Source organism: Metabacillus sp. Hm71 (assembly GCF_051842955.2).
Taxonomy (GTDB): Bacteria; Bacillota; Bacilli; order Bacillales; family Bacillaceae; genus Metabacillus.
In genome coordinates this window covers 2,765,026-2,779,654 of sequence record NZ_CM200278.1, presented here as the reverse complement: position 1 = coordinate 2,779,654, position 14,629 = coordinate 2,765,026, and the positions used below count along the sequence as shown (strand labels likewise).

Sequence of the window (14,629 nt, the reverse complement as noted above, 5' to 3'; positions counted from 1 at the left end):
AATATCATTTTTTCACTTTTCAGTAAATAAAATCTATAAGGAACCTGATAGCCATATTTTAAGGAAGGGGGATAATTCATAGAGGAGATGTTTTAAGTGATTACGGTTTTAGGAGTAAATAAAATATCTTTTAAACTTTATGAATTATTAAAAACAATGGTACTGCCCCTATAGAGACAGCACCATTAAAACGATTGACCATAACTTATTTACGTGGACGGTTAAGTTTAATAATAGAGGTTATTCACATTCAGAAACTTGTGTTGAAACTTGCCAAGTGACACCATATTTATCTGTAACAGATCCATAAGACGGGCTCCAGAATGTTTCTTGAAGGGGCATAACGACTGTACCGCCGTCTTGTAATTTTTGAAAAACCTCTTTTGATTCTTCAATATCATTGATAATTACCGCAACGTTTAGTTGTGATCCAATTTGATAAGGTTGGCCGGGAAATGTATCGGAAAGCATTAAATCGGTATTACCAACTTTTAAATACGCATGTAAAACTCGATCTTTTGCTTCATCTGGAATTGGGAATTCTGGATTTTCAGGCATCTCCCCAAATGTTTGCATACTAATAAGTTCTGCACCCAATGCTTTTTGATAAAAAGCAACTGCCTCTTGTCCATCACCATTTGTTACTAAATAAGGGTTAACTCCTAAAATCATTATAAACACCTCTTTTTTTGAAATTTGTTTTTACGTTTTAACGTCAATGCAAATAAACAGAACATATGTTCTCTTTAATATTACCACATCCTAAAATGCGTTGCAACAGATCTTTCATTTTAAAACAGAAAATTAAGTATGCACTGGATTATTGTTACATTGACAATTATGTATTCTCTAATAATTTCCATATTCCTGTAAAAATAACTATGATCCCCGTTTTTTCTCATCTTTTATTCAAACAAACATTATCTACCTACTTCAGTGTAACTTTTGGCTTTTTCTCCAATTTTAATGTAGTCACAACATAAGATACCAATGTGTCCAATGGATTTATTATGACTTTATTTGTCTTTTTTTCAACCTGTATAGATGCTTCTACCATTGATAATTGGGCAACGGCAATCACCCTGTTCTGCTCCTGTAAGAGATGAGCTATAAAAATTTCAATTTCCTGGTTATACTTTTCGTTTAATCCTTGCATGAGAAGGTCAAATGAATGGTTAAGCACTTTCACCTCTATATTAAGATCTGTTTGGCTGGTTTTGGTGACATTTTCAAGTCGCTCCATAGTTCCGTTAACTGTCGCAGGATTGGTAAATAGAATTGTTAAGGGTTCCTGAATATTGATAATCGCTTCAAAGAAGGGCTCGTCAATTTTAATAATTGGAATTGACGAAGAAAGCTGGTTTTCGTTTAAAAGAGCAATATAGTTTGTACATGTAATGAGAATCGCATCTACCTTACATTCAGCAATCCATTCAAGCTGCTCCTTTACCTTTTTTTGCGCATCAATTTCTTTAAACCCTGTATCTGATGAAACTCGATGCATCAATCCAGGTTCAACAAAATGGATTAGGTCAATATCGTATGATGAAAGTGCGGTTTCAATATATTCTACATTCGAATAATGGGCGTGAAGACATCCTAATTTTTTACTCATTTTCGTTTCTCCTCGTGATACATATATTTTTCTACCTATTCTTGCATTTCCATTTCTCTGACAATAATCCTTTATCAAAACTTGTCCAGTTACTTATCATGTATTGCCATATTTAATTGAGAACATAATAAACTCGTATAAGCGAAAGAACAAAATATTAATAGCAAAAAAAATTATAAGCGCAGGTGCATGCAACTAACTCCCAGAATATATCACTCATTTATAAGGCCTAAATGGATAACAAAAAGATACATCCAAAATCATATACAGATTTTAAATGAAAATGTTGACAGACTATTAGCTGTTTTTGTTAAATGCCGACAATAAAATGTTTGCTTTTATAAAAACTGATGAATTAGTAATAGCAAACCCCCCGCTTTCCCCGCAGGAGGCTTGCTTTGTCTAATTACAGGTTGTTCCCCACGTTCTTTTTAAAATTATTTTTCTAATAGGGATCCATTTCCTTCCCAGAGTTAATGTCAATAACTTTAACCGGATTTTGCGGTGTGACTATAGTCTTACTGTTTGGAGCTTCTTCTTTGTTCTCCACCCAATTGACAAGCAGATCAAAAGCTTGATGGGCATAAGGCAATAAGGGTTGAAGCTCTCTGTCCGGATCTGTTGCTTGATTCCAGACCAGGCTGTCCACATGATTGCCTTTATCGATCATGTATAGACGGTGCAAATGATCTTTTCCTGCTTTTCTCACAAGTTTTCTGTATCCTTCTGCATGAATCGCAGGAAAAATGAGAGAATCCAATGAACCGGTTATGCTGATTAATGGCACGTCAATATCACCAGTATTCGCTATCACTTTAATATTTTCTTTTATACTTTTCGGACGTGATACGTATTTATAATCTTCAAAGATATGGTCATAGCTGCGATCTCTTACCCCATTCACAAAATTTAAATAGTTTTTCCAGTCAATTCTTCCAGGCGCGTCAGGATCAAAGTGATCACGGTATATATTTAAGGTTACAAACCAATATATTTGGTCGTGATAGGCCCATAGTTTTTCGGATCCGTGTGGAAGACCTGCTTTGTACATTTCCTTTACTGCTTTGTCCTGTTCTTTCCCGCTGCCGAAAATGGCTTCTTCGGCATTATTGACTACAGTTGCCAAAGAGCTAATTAAGTTCGGAGCCTTGTCTGTCCATAACACCCCTTCCCAATCAACTCCTCCGTCAAAAAGACGCGGCTCTCCTGTTTTTTCCGGTCCATCATTTTCAAGCGCATAACGGACAACATAGCCTCCGTTTGAAATTCCCAGAGCGTATGTAGGCACCTTATGGTCTTCATTTATTAAACGGCTTGCAGGGTTTGCAGCATCATTCGGTTGAATCAGCTTATCAGGATAATGCTTGCTTAAATAGTTTTGAGCCGATTTTGTCACCTGGCGGAAGCGCAGATGCCATTCTGCTACACTGTCATCCGCGCTGATCAGTGCATTCTTTACCTTTGCAAGCGGATCAATCGGATCGCTTTCCCCCTGCGTCCCTTTATCAATCGCTGCAAATGCATACCCTTTTTCTAACACAAAATCACTAAAGATGAGGTCTGTCGAAGTTTCATTCCGGGTGGCAGGTATACCGGAAACGACCAGTTTTCCATTCCAATTCTCTGGTACGCGAATAACGAAATGAGCATCGTCAAAAACTCCAGTTACCTGTGTCCCCTTAATATCTGCAGGCTTATACATCCGATACCAACCGGTACCTTCGCTCAAATTCCCCCAATTATAAGGAGCCAATCCAAGGTTTCCATAAACAACTGCTTTTTGATATTGCTGCGGATTTTTCGTAGTAAGCCAGTTTTCATTTTCCCCATCAAAATAAATTTCAGATACATTATGCGCCCCTGGTATTAGCTCATCCATTTCCGAAGCATATGTTTGGTCCATCATTTTCCCTCCAGGATAAAATGTAAATAGTAAAGACGAAGATAATGCAAGCAATAACAATTTTCCTTTCAGACAATTCATCCCCTTTATAGAAAATTCACACAATTCCAACAATACTATTTTACTGTTTCTTTCTTCTAATAATCACGGGACTATTGTAACGATTTTCCAGTTAATTTCCTTATCTTTTATTTTTGAGTTGATTTTCTATTTAATCCAGTGAATTTGAGGTATAAACGAATCACTTGAAGTGTTCTTTTAAGGTCTTCTTGCTTTTATCCTTTGTGGACATTCCCCATCTTCAACCATATTTAATACAGTAGAAAATCATACTGTATGTAAAGGTTAGAAAGTGTTAATTTAACCAATATAAAAAACAAATTTGCTAAACATGGAAAAGAATTTTAGATGTGATTTTATTATATAAGCATTGGGTTTTGACTTTATAAATTTTGGGAATAATTAGGATGAAGTTTACAATAAAATCTTAAAAACCACAATAGATTACTAACCCTATTGTGGTTTTTAATCTACTCTCAGAAAAAAGTTATTTATATATGATTGACAAAAATGTATAGGAGGTTTTTATACATGTCTTTAAGCCAAGTTCTACAAAAACACATTATTTATCATCAATATAAAAATTGGTATGTTTTGGATGATGAATTTTATTGGGACATTAAAGAATTATCCAATACTATTTTTAAATACTTAGACTCAAATTTTAATATCCCTGTTATTTTTTGTTCTATTTGTGAAGCGAATAATATCATAAGTGACTTAGGAGATGAAGAAGATGAATATTTACGATTCGCATCAGGGATTTACTGGAGAGAATTAGGGATTATCTTTATTTTTCGCTTCAGTGAATATATCCCATTAATTGAAACTCTTTTTCATGAATTTCGTCATGTTATGCAAGATTTAAATCCTGATTTTAGACACCATTTCGAATGTGATAAAAAATTACCTTATCAAGAACGAATTACTGAAATTGATGCCTTTCAATTTGCAAAAGAAAAAACAAATGAATATCTAACATCTGAATCATTTAAAAAAGTTGTCTTATGATAAGCTCAAAAAAGGAACCATTCCACTCAAGGGAGAATAATCCTTTTCTGGTCGTTCCAATTAGCCAATTTTATAGGGGTCCGACGTCAAGCACGCATTGTATATGGTGAATATTGTAAAATATGTATTTTGGTCTATGAATCTATATCAAAAAATGCACTTTATCATATGTGATGCGTTGATATAGTCGGCTTATTAATCGGTTCGATGCCCCCTAACAAGCCGACATTTTAATAAATTAGGAGTAATGTTTTAATCATATATAAATAATTATTTACTATATTATATTGCAACCTTATTTTTAGTAATATTTTTACATCATTATAGAAAGGGTTTTCAATTTACCCTATACTACTGGCGCTATTTCGTTATAATAATTTAACGGAATGGCGCTTTTTTCTTAGAACCATTTACAAGTTTTATAACGTCAGTTTTTCAGTGCCCTCCATACAAGTGGGGTTATCTTCATCTTAAAACTTATGAGAATTTTTCTATTTATTGATAACGATATAATCAATTAACACATCTATATTTTGCGACTCAAACTGTCCTCAATCACGTTTAGAGTGTCCCCTCTATCTCGTCAAATGGTAAAATATATCCTTTGTGTTTAAGACTTCTTGCGCCACATTCTGAATCCTGACAAACATCATTATCCTCAGTACATTTACTACAGTACATCTTTCTACAACTTTGACAACGATAAATTTCTATTGATGATTCATTACACCCACAATTTGTGCAAATAGCATAGTGTATCATTACCAATGTTTCTACCACCTTAATTCGTTGTAATTGAACTATATATCCATCAAGTAGATACTTTGTAGAAAAACTCAACTAAACGTTTTACATAAGATAAACGTCCAGTTGAGTATATTCATTTCCCTATGAAACTTTGCTTACGAGCGCTCAATCACTGTTGCTACACCTTGACCGCCGCCTATGCATAATGTCGCTAATCCGTAACGGCCATCTCTTCGCTTTAATTCATGCAGCAATGAAACTAAAATACGTGTTCCACTTGCGCCAATAGGGTGTCCTAATGCAATTGCTCCACCATTCACATTTAAAATCTCTTCATCAAAATTCAACTCTTTTCCAACTGCTATCGACTGTGCAGCAAAAGCTTCGTTTGCTTCAATAAGATCTATGTCTGCAATGGACAAACCTGCTTTTTCCAATGCTTTTTTCGTAGCTGGAACCGGACCAATTCCCATAATGCTTGGATCAACACCTGCACTTGCATTGGCACGAATTGTTGCAAGTGGCTCAAGTCCCAATTCTTCCGCTTTTTGCTTACTCATGACAACGACTGCTGCAGCTCCATCATTTATGCCTGATGCGTTTCCTGCGGTTACAATACCGTCTTTTTTGAAGGCCGGGCGCAATCCCGCCAATTTTTCAGCTGTTGTTCCTGCTCTTGGAAACTCATCCTTCGCAAAAACAATTGGATCTCCTTTTCTCTGTGGAATGACAACAGGAACAATTTCCTCTTCAAAACGGCCAGCCTCAATTGCTGAAACCGCTTTTTGTTGACTGTTGGCAGCAAATTGATCAAGTTCTTCCCTTGTCAACTCATATTTTTCACAAAGGTTCTCTGCAGTAACACCCATATGATAATCGTTAAACGCACACCATAAGCCATCTTTAATCATGCTGTCCAATACTTTTTGATCCCCCATACGGAATCCTGAACGAGCACCATCTAATAGGTAAGGAGCTTGGCTCATATTCTCCATTCCACCTGCAACAACGATCTCTGCATCACCGGCTAAAATTGATTGCATCGCCAAATGAACTGCTTTCAATCCGGATCCGCAGACTTTATTAATGGTTAATGCGGGTACCTCCTGAGGTATTTCAGCTAGAATCGAAGCTTGTCGAGCAGGGTTTTGACCTAAACCGGCTTGTAGGACGTTCCCCATAATAACCTCATTTACTTGATCCGAATTTATTCCTGCTTTTTCTAATGCCGATTTAATAACAAGAGCTCCCAGTTTTGTCGCTGAAACATCTTTTAAACTTCCATTAAAATTTCCAATTGGCGTTCGAACCGCACTTACAATAACTACTTCTTGTTGCACCATTTTCTTTCTCTCCTTTTAGAAAAAATTCATTTATGACTTAGAATCTACTATACTATAAGCTTTTTTCTGATTGCCCCGCTTTTAATAGCAGTCTTTGCGACTGCTATGGAAACAGACTCTACAACCCGTTTATCGAAAAAGGTTCGGAATGACATAATCTTCTGTAAGCTCATAAGGTTGAATAAGCTGCCTACAAGATTCCCTTTGATCGTATAATCATTAATCTGATCAGCATTTTCTGAAATCGCTTTACAAGGCTCGGCAACCCCTGGAGAATAAACCAAACTTAAATCTCTTTCATCAAAAACAGGAACCTTAACCTCTACGCTCAATTTACCTCTGTAATTTAAATGAAGTTTCAGCGCCTCTTCTTTTATACTTACATTATAAGTTCCCTTACCATTTTTTGATATTAGAGGAAAGAAGTTGTTCTGCTAAAGTAATACTATTTGAGAAAATATATATACAATTTATGCTTAATGTAGTATAATATCTCAATATAATTCTATTAATGATTTTTTCTCAAAATTGAATCATAGATATAAACCTTTTTAAAAGATGATTTTATTTCTGCTTAAATTTTACTTATTGATTTCTGCCAGTAAATTCGTTGTTTCTCATACAGGTTTATGAATTGATATCATTAATCAGATCCGGTAATAAATAAATCTTCCTTTATTTTCGCTAAAACAGTGTTTGGGGTTACATTTTGGTTCTCTTTTACCTCAAGAGACGAAATTAAACCACTCATCCCTACCCTAATTTCTTTTAGAGAACCGTTCTTTTCTCTTATTAAAAATAGCTTTTCCCATTCATATATATAGGATGATTCTTTTACCAAAATGTTTTCAACTCTGCCATAGCAAGGGCTATAAATTTCCTGCATTAACTCTAGCATTTTATCCTCCCGGGAAATTAACGGATTTTCAGACATTAAATTTATTATTTCATTCTACTATTTTGATCGTTTTTCCAACCAGTCGCCGACAGTTGGATAGGTTATCTTTACAGCTTTAGGTCCAAATGTTACAGACACATGGCCGGTAGGCAATGAAACGTACTCTTTATCTTTACTTGAAATAACGTCCATAAGTGCTTTCACTTGATGAGGTTGGGCAATATGGTCTTTTTCAGCTGACATGTTGAGTACATTTGCCGTAATGTTTTTTAAATTAACCTTGCGACCGCGAATGACGAGCTCTCCTTTAATCAACTTATTTTGCTGGTAAAAATCCCTAATCCACTGACGATACGCTTCACCTGGGAATGGAATGCCATCGGATACCCACTTTTGTAGCAGCTTCCAATTTTTAACAAACTGTTCATTGTTTGCCCGATCAACTAGACTAACGTATGGCCCGAAAAAATTTGTCGCTGGTTTCAACATCTTGTTCCCAAAATCAATCATTTCAGGTGGAATTAAACCTAGGGTATCAACGACATTGTCGATGTCAAAGTACCGCTCATCAAGGAAACAACCATATAAGCCTGTTTCTTCGAAATCAAATGGACTTGTCATAAATACTAAGTTACGTATCGGCAGTTCAGGATGAAGAGCAGCAAAAATAGATGTCATAGTACCGCCCATACAATAGCCAAGGATTGAAACTTCGTCTGCCTGTGATGTCCGAAGCACTTTGCGAACAGCACGCGGGATGTAGTCTAAAATGTAATCATCTAGTTTCATCGTTTTATCTTCATAACCTGGAGTACCCCAATCAAGGAGATATACATCATAACCTCGGTTAACCAAATATTCTACTAAACTGTTTCCTGGGGTTAAATCTAAGATATAAGGTTTATTAATAAGTGCATACACCAATAAGAGAGGCACTTTGAACTTCTTCGGTTGGTCGGATACATACCTGAATAATTTCGCTTTGTTTTTTGTCCAAATGACTTCTTTTGGTGTTAAACCAACTTCCGGTTCGGGATCACTTGTTAACACTTCCGTTGCTCTAGTTAAACGGGTATACGGTTCTTGGAATTCGTTTGGGATCGTTTCCATAAGTTGCTGCCATTCTTTTGAGGCAATTATGCTCATTAAATCTCACACCTTTCTTATTCGTTTAAAAATATGTGTATTACATATATAGTCCACCGTTAATATTTAACTGCTGACCTGTGATATATTCTCCATCTTTACATAGAAATACGACGCCACGTGCAATTTCTTCAGGTTGGCCAAAACGACGTGATGGAATTTTCGCTACGATACTTTCGCGAATATTTTCCGGAATTTCTTGAACCATTTCCGTGTCAATAAATCCTGGGCAGATCGCGTTAACAGTTACTCCGCTTTTTGCAAGCTCAAGCGCAAGCGATTTTGTGTAACCAATCATTCCTGCTTTTGCTGCTGAATAGTTTGTTTGCCCAAAGCCTCCTGCTTGTCCAATAATAGATGAAATATTAATGATTCGCCCTGCATCTGATTCAAGAAGGTGAGGCAAAGCAGCAGAGGTTGTATTGTAAACACTGTTTAAATTAACATCAATTACTTTTTTCCAGTTTTCTTCACTAAGTTTTTTGAAAGTAGAGTCCCGTGTAATTCCCGCATTATTAACAAGGATATCAACTCTTCCGAAATGGTTAACAGCTTCTTCTACTAGTTTTCTAGATTGCTCAATATCTGAAACATCTGCCTGTACTGCATAAACTTCTCTGCCTTCCGCCTTAAGATCTGTGATAAGCTTTTCTGCTGATCCTTTGCTGCTGTTATAGTTTATTACGACTTTCACTCCATTATTAGCTAATTCCTTAGTAATTGCTTGTCCAATTCCTTTTGCGCCGCCTGTTACAATTGCCACTTTGTTATTTAAATCTGCCATCTGGATGCACTCCTTATGTATTTATTATTATTAGATTTTTTAAAAGCATTACCGATTAATTATCCGAATTTATTGATTCTCATTTCTCTCAGTTGTCTCAGTTGTTCCAACTGTCTCCGCTGTTTCGTTTACGTTTCCAACACTGCTTTTTTCATTTAGCAAGGCAAGGATTTCATCAAGTTTATTGTTTAGACCCTTTATTTCATTTTTCATACGTGTCATTTCACGTTTAAGTTCTGCTTGGTTTACTTGATTTGAACTGTTTTCTTCAACCAACTCTTCTAAATTATCAACTTTAGATTCAACATTCACAACAAGGGATGCGATGTTGGCAAGATCATTTTGTGTAGGTAGATTTACTTGCCTCAAATAACCTTCTGTTGTTTCATTCAATATTTTCTTAAACTGAAGATTCATCTCTAGGACTTTCCCCATCCACTCGGAAAAATATTCTTCCTTCATTTTTTCATCCAATACGCTGCTCCAATAGGATTCTGACTGGTTATAAATATCCTTCCACAAATCCATCGGATTAAAGCTTTTTTGCTGAGTCATTTGTTCTCTCCTTCCAGTTGATTGATTAGTACGAATTTTATATTAAATGATAATTAAAATGCTTACAAGGCAAGTTTTTTAAATATTTTGTCAAATTATCGTAAATTTTCGAGGTCTTTGGTGTAAAGATCATTTACTAGTTTGATAAAAATACTAAGCCAAAATCCCTTACAATAGTAGCATTTGCAAGGAAATATAGTGGATTACCACAATGAGAAAGATCAATGAGGGATTTGTCGTAATTTGACTAATTATTTTAGATGATTTGATTTGACAAATACATCACATAGGTGTAAATTACACATATAGATATTCAATTTGTAGGTGGTACATATGTCAATAAAAAAGGATTCTAATGATTCAAAATCAAAAGAAGAGAAAGTAATGGCCAGTATTCCAAAAAACATTATGATACCTGTGCTATTGTTAAGTCTCCGCGGATTGAATTTGCATGGTTATAAATTGATTCAACAGTTGACTCAATTTGGTTTCTCATCGATTGATCAAGGAAATGTTTATCGAACACTTAGACAACTAGAAAAAGATAACATGGTAAAGTCTGAATGGGATACCTCAACAGGAGGACCGGCAAAACGGATCTACTCTTTAACCGATGCCGGCGAAGCTTATCTAAACACGTGGGCTGCTTCGCTTGAGCAATATCAATCGATTCTTAACCGTTTTTTTACAATGTATACTGATATGTTCCTTCCAAAATCTTCAACCAATTGTGACAAAAACGAGGAAGATGATGAATAGTGGCACTGCAGCATCATTGCTGCAATCACAATAAATTTTTTAATTTTATTAAGGAGGTTTTTTAAATGGCTGCAAACAAAAAAATCCAAAGCAACGATCAGAATGATTTTAATTTTATTGACTCTTATTGGGAAAGTTGGAAAAGCGGATTGAACTTTGTCTACGACTCTCAAAAGAAAGTGGAAAATCTTGCGCTTCAAGCATTTGAACACCAAAATGAAGCATGGGAAAAAATAACCGGAAATATAGACAGAATGGAAGAAGAACAAAAAAGATTAATACAAGAACTGCGTCAATTCGTTATGCAGAATATTCAAAATGTTAATGGTGAAGAGTTAAGTAAGTCCTTCGAACAGTCGAATGAACGACTTGATGAAGTATTCAGCCGTATTCAACAATTAACCTCAACACCACTTAAAGCGAATTTAAATTTACTAAGTCAGTCGCAACAGCACTTCCAAGAAGCGATTAAAACAGCTATCGGGCATCAACAAAAAAATCGCGAAGAATTAAAACCGATAATGGAAGATTTTTTAAACCAAGTGAATACAACACAAAAAGGATTTCTCAATGCATTAGAAAACAACACAAAATCTGCATTGAGTATGTTTAACTAGAACAGCGGAGATTCGCTGTTCTTTTTTTGAAAATATTGAAATATTAAATAGTACAAGAGGGATAAAACAGTTTTAAAGATAATCTTTACATAGTTTCTGATTAGCTGCTTTTCTGTTTTATCCTTTAATCGATAAAAAAGAGGTGAGATTTTTGAAATTAGCCGAAAAAGTAGCTTTAATTACCGGTGGAGCAAGAGGAATTGGTAAAGAAACTGCTCGAAAATTCTTGCAAGAAGGTGCAAAGGTCGTCATTTGTGATCGTGATCGATCCGCTGGCATGGCTGCCTTAGAAGAGCTTGGTGAGAAAAACCAGGTTAAATTTTTTGAGGTCGATGTTACTAATACTCCTCAGATTGAAGAAATGGTTCAATCAACGATTGATTCTTGCGGAAGAATAGATATATTAATAAACAATGCAGGAATAACGATTGATGGGTTCCTTACAAAAATGAATGAAGGTGATTGGGAAAAAGTAATTGCTGTAAATTTATCAGGGGTCTTTAAATTCACAAAGGCTGTTATTCCAGTCATGATGGAACAGGGATCAGGAGTAATTATCAATGCATCATCTGTAGTAGGTTTATATGGGAATATCGGTCAAACCAATTATGCTGCTACGAAAGCAGGCGTAATTGGTCTTACTAAAAGTTGGGCCAAAGAATTTGGGCCGAAAGGTATACGGGTCAATGCAATAGCTCCCGGTTTCATTGAAACAGACATGACATCATCAGTGCCTAAAAAGGTTTTAGATTTCATGAAAGAAAAAACACCTTTGAAAAAACTTGGTAAACCTGAAGATATTGCTTCTGCCTATTTATTTTTAGCTTCAGAAGATGCAAATTATATAAATGGTGCGGTATTAAGTGTCGATGGCGGCTTAGTTATTTGATATAACAGGATTATGAATTAATACTGAAATCGTACCAAGGTAAAGTAAGAGCAACTGATAAATAACTTTAAGGTTTTTAACTTTTTTTAGTGATTTTTCAGTTTCTTAATAAACATTACCATTTCTAGCCCTCTTCGTATTTTCAATCAAACTGTAAATTGACCTAAATTCTGAGTTGAAAAGAATCTCCATAATATGGATGATGCAACTGGGCCCATTGGATCCGTATAGGAACCATTTGGGCTTCCACCAGACCATTTATGTCCCATTCTATCTATCATCCATAGTTCCATTATTGATATTCCATTCTTATCGTTGTATACATGTTGGGTATAGCTTCTTCCATTTGCAATCCCTGCATTTAGAAAAGCAGGTGCCACATCTGCCTTTCCTTTACCGCCTTCTACAAGAAAATTGGTTTGACCCCATTGGATAATAACCTGCTGCCCATTGATCGGATGTACAGTGGTGTCACAAATGCCATGAAAAACAATGACAGGCATTTTTCTTTTATAATTTCCCATTTCTTCATAGGCCTTCTCCCCACACTTATATGGATCGGATGTACCTTGAATCATGACATCTTTTGCAGTTTGTGCCGTTGGATCAGCTGAGATAAATACATCAACCGCATCGTACGGTAAACCGGAACATATCCCAATTCCACTAAATACATCTGGGTAGGTTACTCCTAGAATAGAAGCCATGGCTGCCCCTGCAGATAAACCAGTTACATACACCTTATTCGAATCAATACTATATTTTTTTTTGATATCATCGATTATTCCTTTAATGACTTTAGGCTGACCTCCTTTTCGATGCTGATTATAATCTAAAAACCAATTCCAGCATCCATCAAGATTAAATTGAGCAAGATTAAAAGGATTAAACAATCGATTCATCTCTGGGTAAAGTACAATAAAGTTTTCTCGTTCAGCAAGATGATTCATTTTTGTTCCTGCAGCAAAGTCATCAGGATCTTGTTTACAGCCATGAAGCATCACCATCAAAGCTACATCGTTTCCCACTTTGTACCGGCTCGGTACATAAAGTTTATACTTATAGCCTAGGTGCGTATATTCCGAGAAGCTACTCATACCATTTCATCCCCCCCTTGTAAAAGTTTCCAATATTCAGGTTATAATTCAGGATAATGCCTAAGCCTCTTTATAATGTATCAAATAAAAAGCAAATGTAAGAATTCTTAAGCTTTTACGAGCCTTCCAATTTCTTTTTTAGCCAAAACGGGCTGTATAAAAGAAAAAAGCTTATAATCATGATCACCTCTACCGAAAGCAGATACCATGGCCATGGTCCGAGAAAATCTAAGAGAGAAGCATTTTTTGGTTTGTTCATGATGTACAAATAATTAGCCCCTAACCACTTATTAAGGAAGAATACACAAACTCCATAAATATTAACAATAAGGACAGTCATCCACAAGGAACGCAGCGTCGGCCGATATTGATAGGCTAACACCATAAATAAACAAGTAAGCACAACTCCTCCATGTGAGATAAAAAACTCAACATATTGAAAATGAGGAAATGAAAAACGGCCTAAATCAGGAGTTAAGATTGCTTGAATGGAGCTGCCTAAACCTGCAAAAAATAAAAATTGAAAAAGTCCCAAGCTTTTCGTTAGCAGCATTACAATAGCAAGAAGAACAGCCAAATCACTAAGATGAAGCGGTAAATCGTCTTTAAGGGTCCATGCATTCTCACTTGCAAGCCATATATGATGGCTTACATCAAATACTAAAAGTAAAAATAGTAGAAAAAAACGAAGGACCCTTCTTATCCCCTGCTTTTCAAGCTTTCTTCTTAAGAAAAATAAAAAAAGACAAAAAACAAAAATAATAGCGATGGTTATAATATGCTCTATTGAAAAAAGACGAAACGGATCTTGTTCTGAGTGATATTGAAAAAAAGTTTGCATGTTTTAATCTCCATTTTTTAAGAGTTGAAATATGTTCATTATTAGCTTAAACCTAAGATTTTACGTACCTAAAAATACTTCCATCTGTGCTTATTATTTTCACCCCGAGTTTAAAATATTCGAATTGCTCTTAAGAGTACATGAAGTCCCCCTTGAACCTTCGTTTTTTTAGATAAAATTGGATCTTTCCTTAAAATTATCTCTCCTCAAACAATCACTAATAAATAGAACCACTGTTTTATCTTCCTGTATATGGTATTAGAGTAGTCACTGACATCTTAAGACAGCCACATTCTTCTGCTAATTTATACTTTTATCCTTGAGGGTTTATTCTGCTCGTTAAGATGGGATCAATTTTGTAACA

Annotated in this window: 15 protein-coding genes; 4 read left to right on the top strand and 11 right to left on the bottom strand. The window is 35.4% G+C overall.

Annotated elements, in window-relative coordinates:
- Positions 1 to 240: 240 nt before the first annotated feature.
- The 3 genes from ACSVDH_RS13555 to ACSVDH_RS13545 all read right to left on the bottom strand — a co-directional run bounded on the left by ACSVDH_RS13555 (position 241) and on the right by ACSVDH_RS13545 (position 3,590).
- Positions 241 to 672, bottom strand: coding sequence for a VOC family protein (locus ACSVDH_RS13555; protein ID WP_299090823.1), 432 nt, complete (start codon positions 670 to 672; stop codon positions 241 to 243).
- 256 nt (positions 673 to 928) lie between these two features.
- Positions 929 to 1,615: a hypothetical protein gene (locus ACSVDH_RS13550; RefSeq protein ID WP_439253214.1), complete on the bottom strand. Its 687-nt coding sequence runs from the start codon at positions 1,613 to 1,615 to the stop codon at positions 929 to 931.
- 445 nt (positions 1,616 to 2,060) lie between these two features.
- Positions 2,061 to 3,590, bottom strand: a complete 1,530-nt coding sequence (locus tag ACSVDH_RS13545) for an alpha/beta hydrolase (RefSeq protein WP_439253280.1) — start codon at positions 3,588 to 3,590, stop codon at positions 2,061 to 2,063.
- A 519-nt stretch (positions 3,591 to 4,109) separates the two neighbouring features.
- Between ACSVDH_RS13545 and ACSVDH_RS13540 the strand changes: the two genes are divergently transcribed.
- Positions 4,110 to 4,589 carry a DUF3920 family protein gene (locus ACSVDH_RS13540; protein ID WP_299090827.1) on the top strand — a complete coding sequence of 160 codons (480 nt, stop codon included), beginning with the start codon at positions 4,110 to 4,112 and terminating at the stop codon, positions 4,587 to 4,589.
- A 902-nt stretch (positions 4,590 to 5,491) separates the two neighbouring features.
- On the opposite strand, the gene mmgA is transcribed toward ACSVDH_RS13540, so the two are convergent.
- From mmgA to phaR, 6 genes are all read right to left on the bottom strand, one after another.
- Positions 5,492 to 6,679 (bottom strand): acetyl-CoA C-acetyltransferase, encoded by a 1,188-nt coding sequence (gene mmgA / locus ACSVDH_RS13535; RefSeq protein ID WP_439253215.1) that lies wholly within the window; start codon positions 6,677 to 6,679, stop codon positions 5,492 to 5,494.
- A 47-nt stretch (positions 6,680 to 6,726) separates the two neighbouring features.
- Positions 6,727 to 7,011, bottom strand: coding sequence for a hypothetical protein (locus tag ACSVDH_RS13530; protein ID WP_439253216.1), 285 nt, complete (start codon positions 7,009 to 7,011; stop codon positions 6,727 to 6,729).
- 311 nt (positions 7,012 to 7,322) lie between these two features.
- Positions 7,323 to 7,577: a biotin/lipoyl attachment domain-containing protein gene (locus ACSVDH_RS13525; RefSeq protein ID WP_439253217.1), complete on the bottom strand. Its 255-nt coding sequence runs from the start codon at positions 7,575 to 7,577 to the stop codon at positions 7,323 to 7,325.
- Between the two features lie 57 nt (positions 7,578 to 7,634).
- Positions 7,635 to 8,687: a class III poly(R)-hydroxyalkanoic acid synthase subunit PhaC gene (gene phaC, locus ACSVDH_RS13520; RefSeq protein ID WP_518618309.1), complete on the bottom strand. Its 1,053-nt coding sequence runs from the start codon at positions 8,685 to 8,687 to the stop codon at positions 7,635 to 7,637.
- A 76-nt stretch (positions 8,688 to 8,763) separates the two neighbouring features.
- Positions 8,764 to 9,507 carry an acetoacetyl-CoA reductase gene (gene phbB / locus ACSVDH_RS13515; protein ID WP_439253219.1) on the bottom strand — a complete coding sequence of 248 codons (744 nt, stop codon included), beginning with the start codon at positions 9,505 to 9,507 and terminating at the stop codon, positions 8,764 to 8,766.
- Positions 9,508 to 9,576: 69 nt separating this feature from the next.
- Positions 9,577 to 10,062, bottom strand: a complete 486-nt coding sequence (phaR, locus tag ACSVDH_RS13510; RefSeq protein WP_439253220.1) for a polyhydroxyalkanoic acid synthase subunit PhaR — start codon at positions 10,060 to 10,062, stop codon at positions 9,577 to 9,579.
- 333 nt (positions 10,063 to 10,395) lie between these two features.
- Here phaR and phaQ point away from each other — a divergent pair, with 333 nt between their 5' ends.
- The 3 genes from phaQ (at position 10,396) to fabG (ending at position 12,327) form a co-directional block, all read left to right on the top strand.
- Complete coding sequence (phaQ, locus tag ACSVDH_RS13505) at positions 10,396 to 10,821, top strand: poly-beta-hydroxybutyrate-responsive repressor (RefSeq protein ID WP_439253221.1); 426 nt, start codon at positions 10,396 to 10,398, stop codon at positions 10,819 to 10,821.
- A 65-nt stretch (positions 10,822 to 10,886) separates the two neighbouring features.
- Positions 10,887 to 11,438 carry a polyhydroxyalkanoic acid inclusion protein PhaP gene (phaP, locus tag ACSVDH_RS13500; RefSeq protein ID WP_439253222.1) on the top strand — a complete coding sequence of 184 codons (552 nt, stop codon included), beginning with the start codon at positions 10,887 to 10,889 and terminating at the stop codon, positions 11,436 to 11,438.
- 151 nt (positions 11,439 to 11,589) lie between these two features.
- Positions 11,590 to 12,327 (top strand): 3-oxoacyl-[acyl-carrier-protein] reductase, encoded by a 738-nt coding sequence (fabG, locus tag ACSVDH_RS13495; RefSeq protein WP_439253223.1) that lies wholly within the window; start codon positions 11,590 to 11,592, stop codon positions 12,325 to 12,327.
- A 146-nt stretch (positions 12,328 to 12,473) separates the two neighbouring features.
- Here the strand turns inward: fabG and ACSVDH_RS13490 are convergent, their stop codons facing one another.
- Both ACSVDH_RS13490 and ACSVDH_RS13485 read right to left on the bottom strand, forming a co-directional pair.
- Positions 12,474 to 13,424: an extracellular catalytic domain type 1 short-chain-length polyhydroxyalkanoate depolymerase gene (locus tag ACSVDH_RS13490; protein ID WP_439253224.1), complete on the bottom strand. Its 951-nt coding sequence runs from the start codon at positions 13,422 to 13,424 to the stop codon at positions 12,474 to 12,476.
- A gap of 115 nt (positions 13,425 to 13,539) precedes the next feature.
- On the bottom strand, positions 13,540 to 14,265 hold the full coding sequence (locus ACSVDH_RS13485; RefSeq protein WP_439253225.1) for a YwaF family protein: 726 nt from the start codon (positions 14,263 to 14,265) through the stop codon (positions 13,540 to 13,542).
- Between the last annotated feature and the right edge of the window lie 364 nt (positions 14,266 to 14,629).

What these genes read in the sequence shown, in the direction of transcription:
- ACSVDH_RS13555 (WP_299090823.1), bottom strand. Translation starts at nt 672, where the DNA reads ATGATTTTAGGAGTTAACCCTTATTTAGTAACAAATGGTGATGGACAA.
- ACSVDH_RS13550 (WP_439253214.1), bottom strand. Translation starts at nt 1,615, where the DNA reads ATGAGTAAAAAATTAGGATGTCTTCACGCCCATTATTCGAATGTAGAA.
- ACSVDH_RS13540 (WP_299090827.1), top strand. Translation starts at nt 4,110, where the DNA reads ATGTCTTTAAGCCAAGTTCTACAAAAACACATTATTTATCATCAATAT.
- mmgA (WP_439253215.1), bottom strand. Translation starts at nt 6,679, where the DNA reads ATGGTGCAACAAGAAGTAGTTATTGTAAGTGCGGTTCGAACGCCAATT.
- ACSVDH_RS13525 (WP_439253217.1), bottom strand. Translation starts at nt 7,577, where the DNA reads ATGCTAGAGTTAATGCAGGAAATTTATAGCCCTTGCTATGGCAGAGTT.
- phaC (WP_518618309.1), bottom strand. Translation starts at nt 8,687, where the DNA reads ATGGAAACGATCCCAAACGAATTCCAAGAACCGTATACCCGTTTAACT.
- phbB (WP_439253219.1), bottom strand. Translation starts at nt 9,507, where the DNA reads ATGGCAGATTTAAATAACAAAGTGGCAATTGTAACAGGCGGCGCAAAA.
- phaR (WP_439253220.1), bottom strand. Translation starts at nt 10,062, where the DNA reads ATGACTCAGCAAAAAAGCTTTAATCCGATGGATTTGTGGAAGGATATT.
- phaQ (WP_439253221.1), top strand. Translation starts at nt 10,396, where the DNA reads ATGTCAATAAAAAAGGATTCTAATGATTCAAAATCAAAAGAAGAGAAA.
- phaP (WP_439253222.1), top strand. Translation starts at nt 10,887, where the DNA reads ATGGCTGCAAACAAAAAAATCCAAAGCAACGATCAGAATGATTTTAAT.
- ACSVDH_RS13490 (WP_439253224.1), bottom strand. Translation starts at nt 13,424, where the DNA reads ATGAGTAGCTTCTCGGAATATACGCACCTAGGCTATAAGTATAAACTT.
- ACSVDH_RS13485 (WP_439253225.1), bottom strand. Translation starts at nt 14,265, where the DNA reads ATGCAAACTTTTTTTCAATATCACTCAGAACAAGATCCGTTTCGTCTT.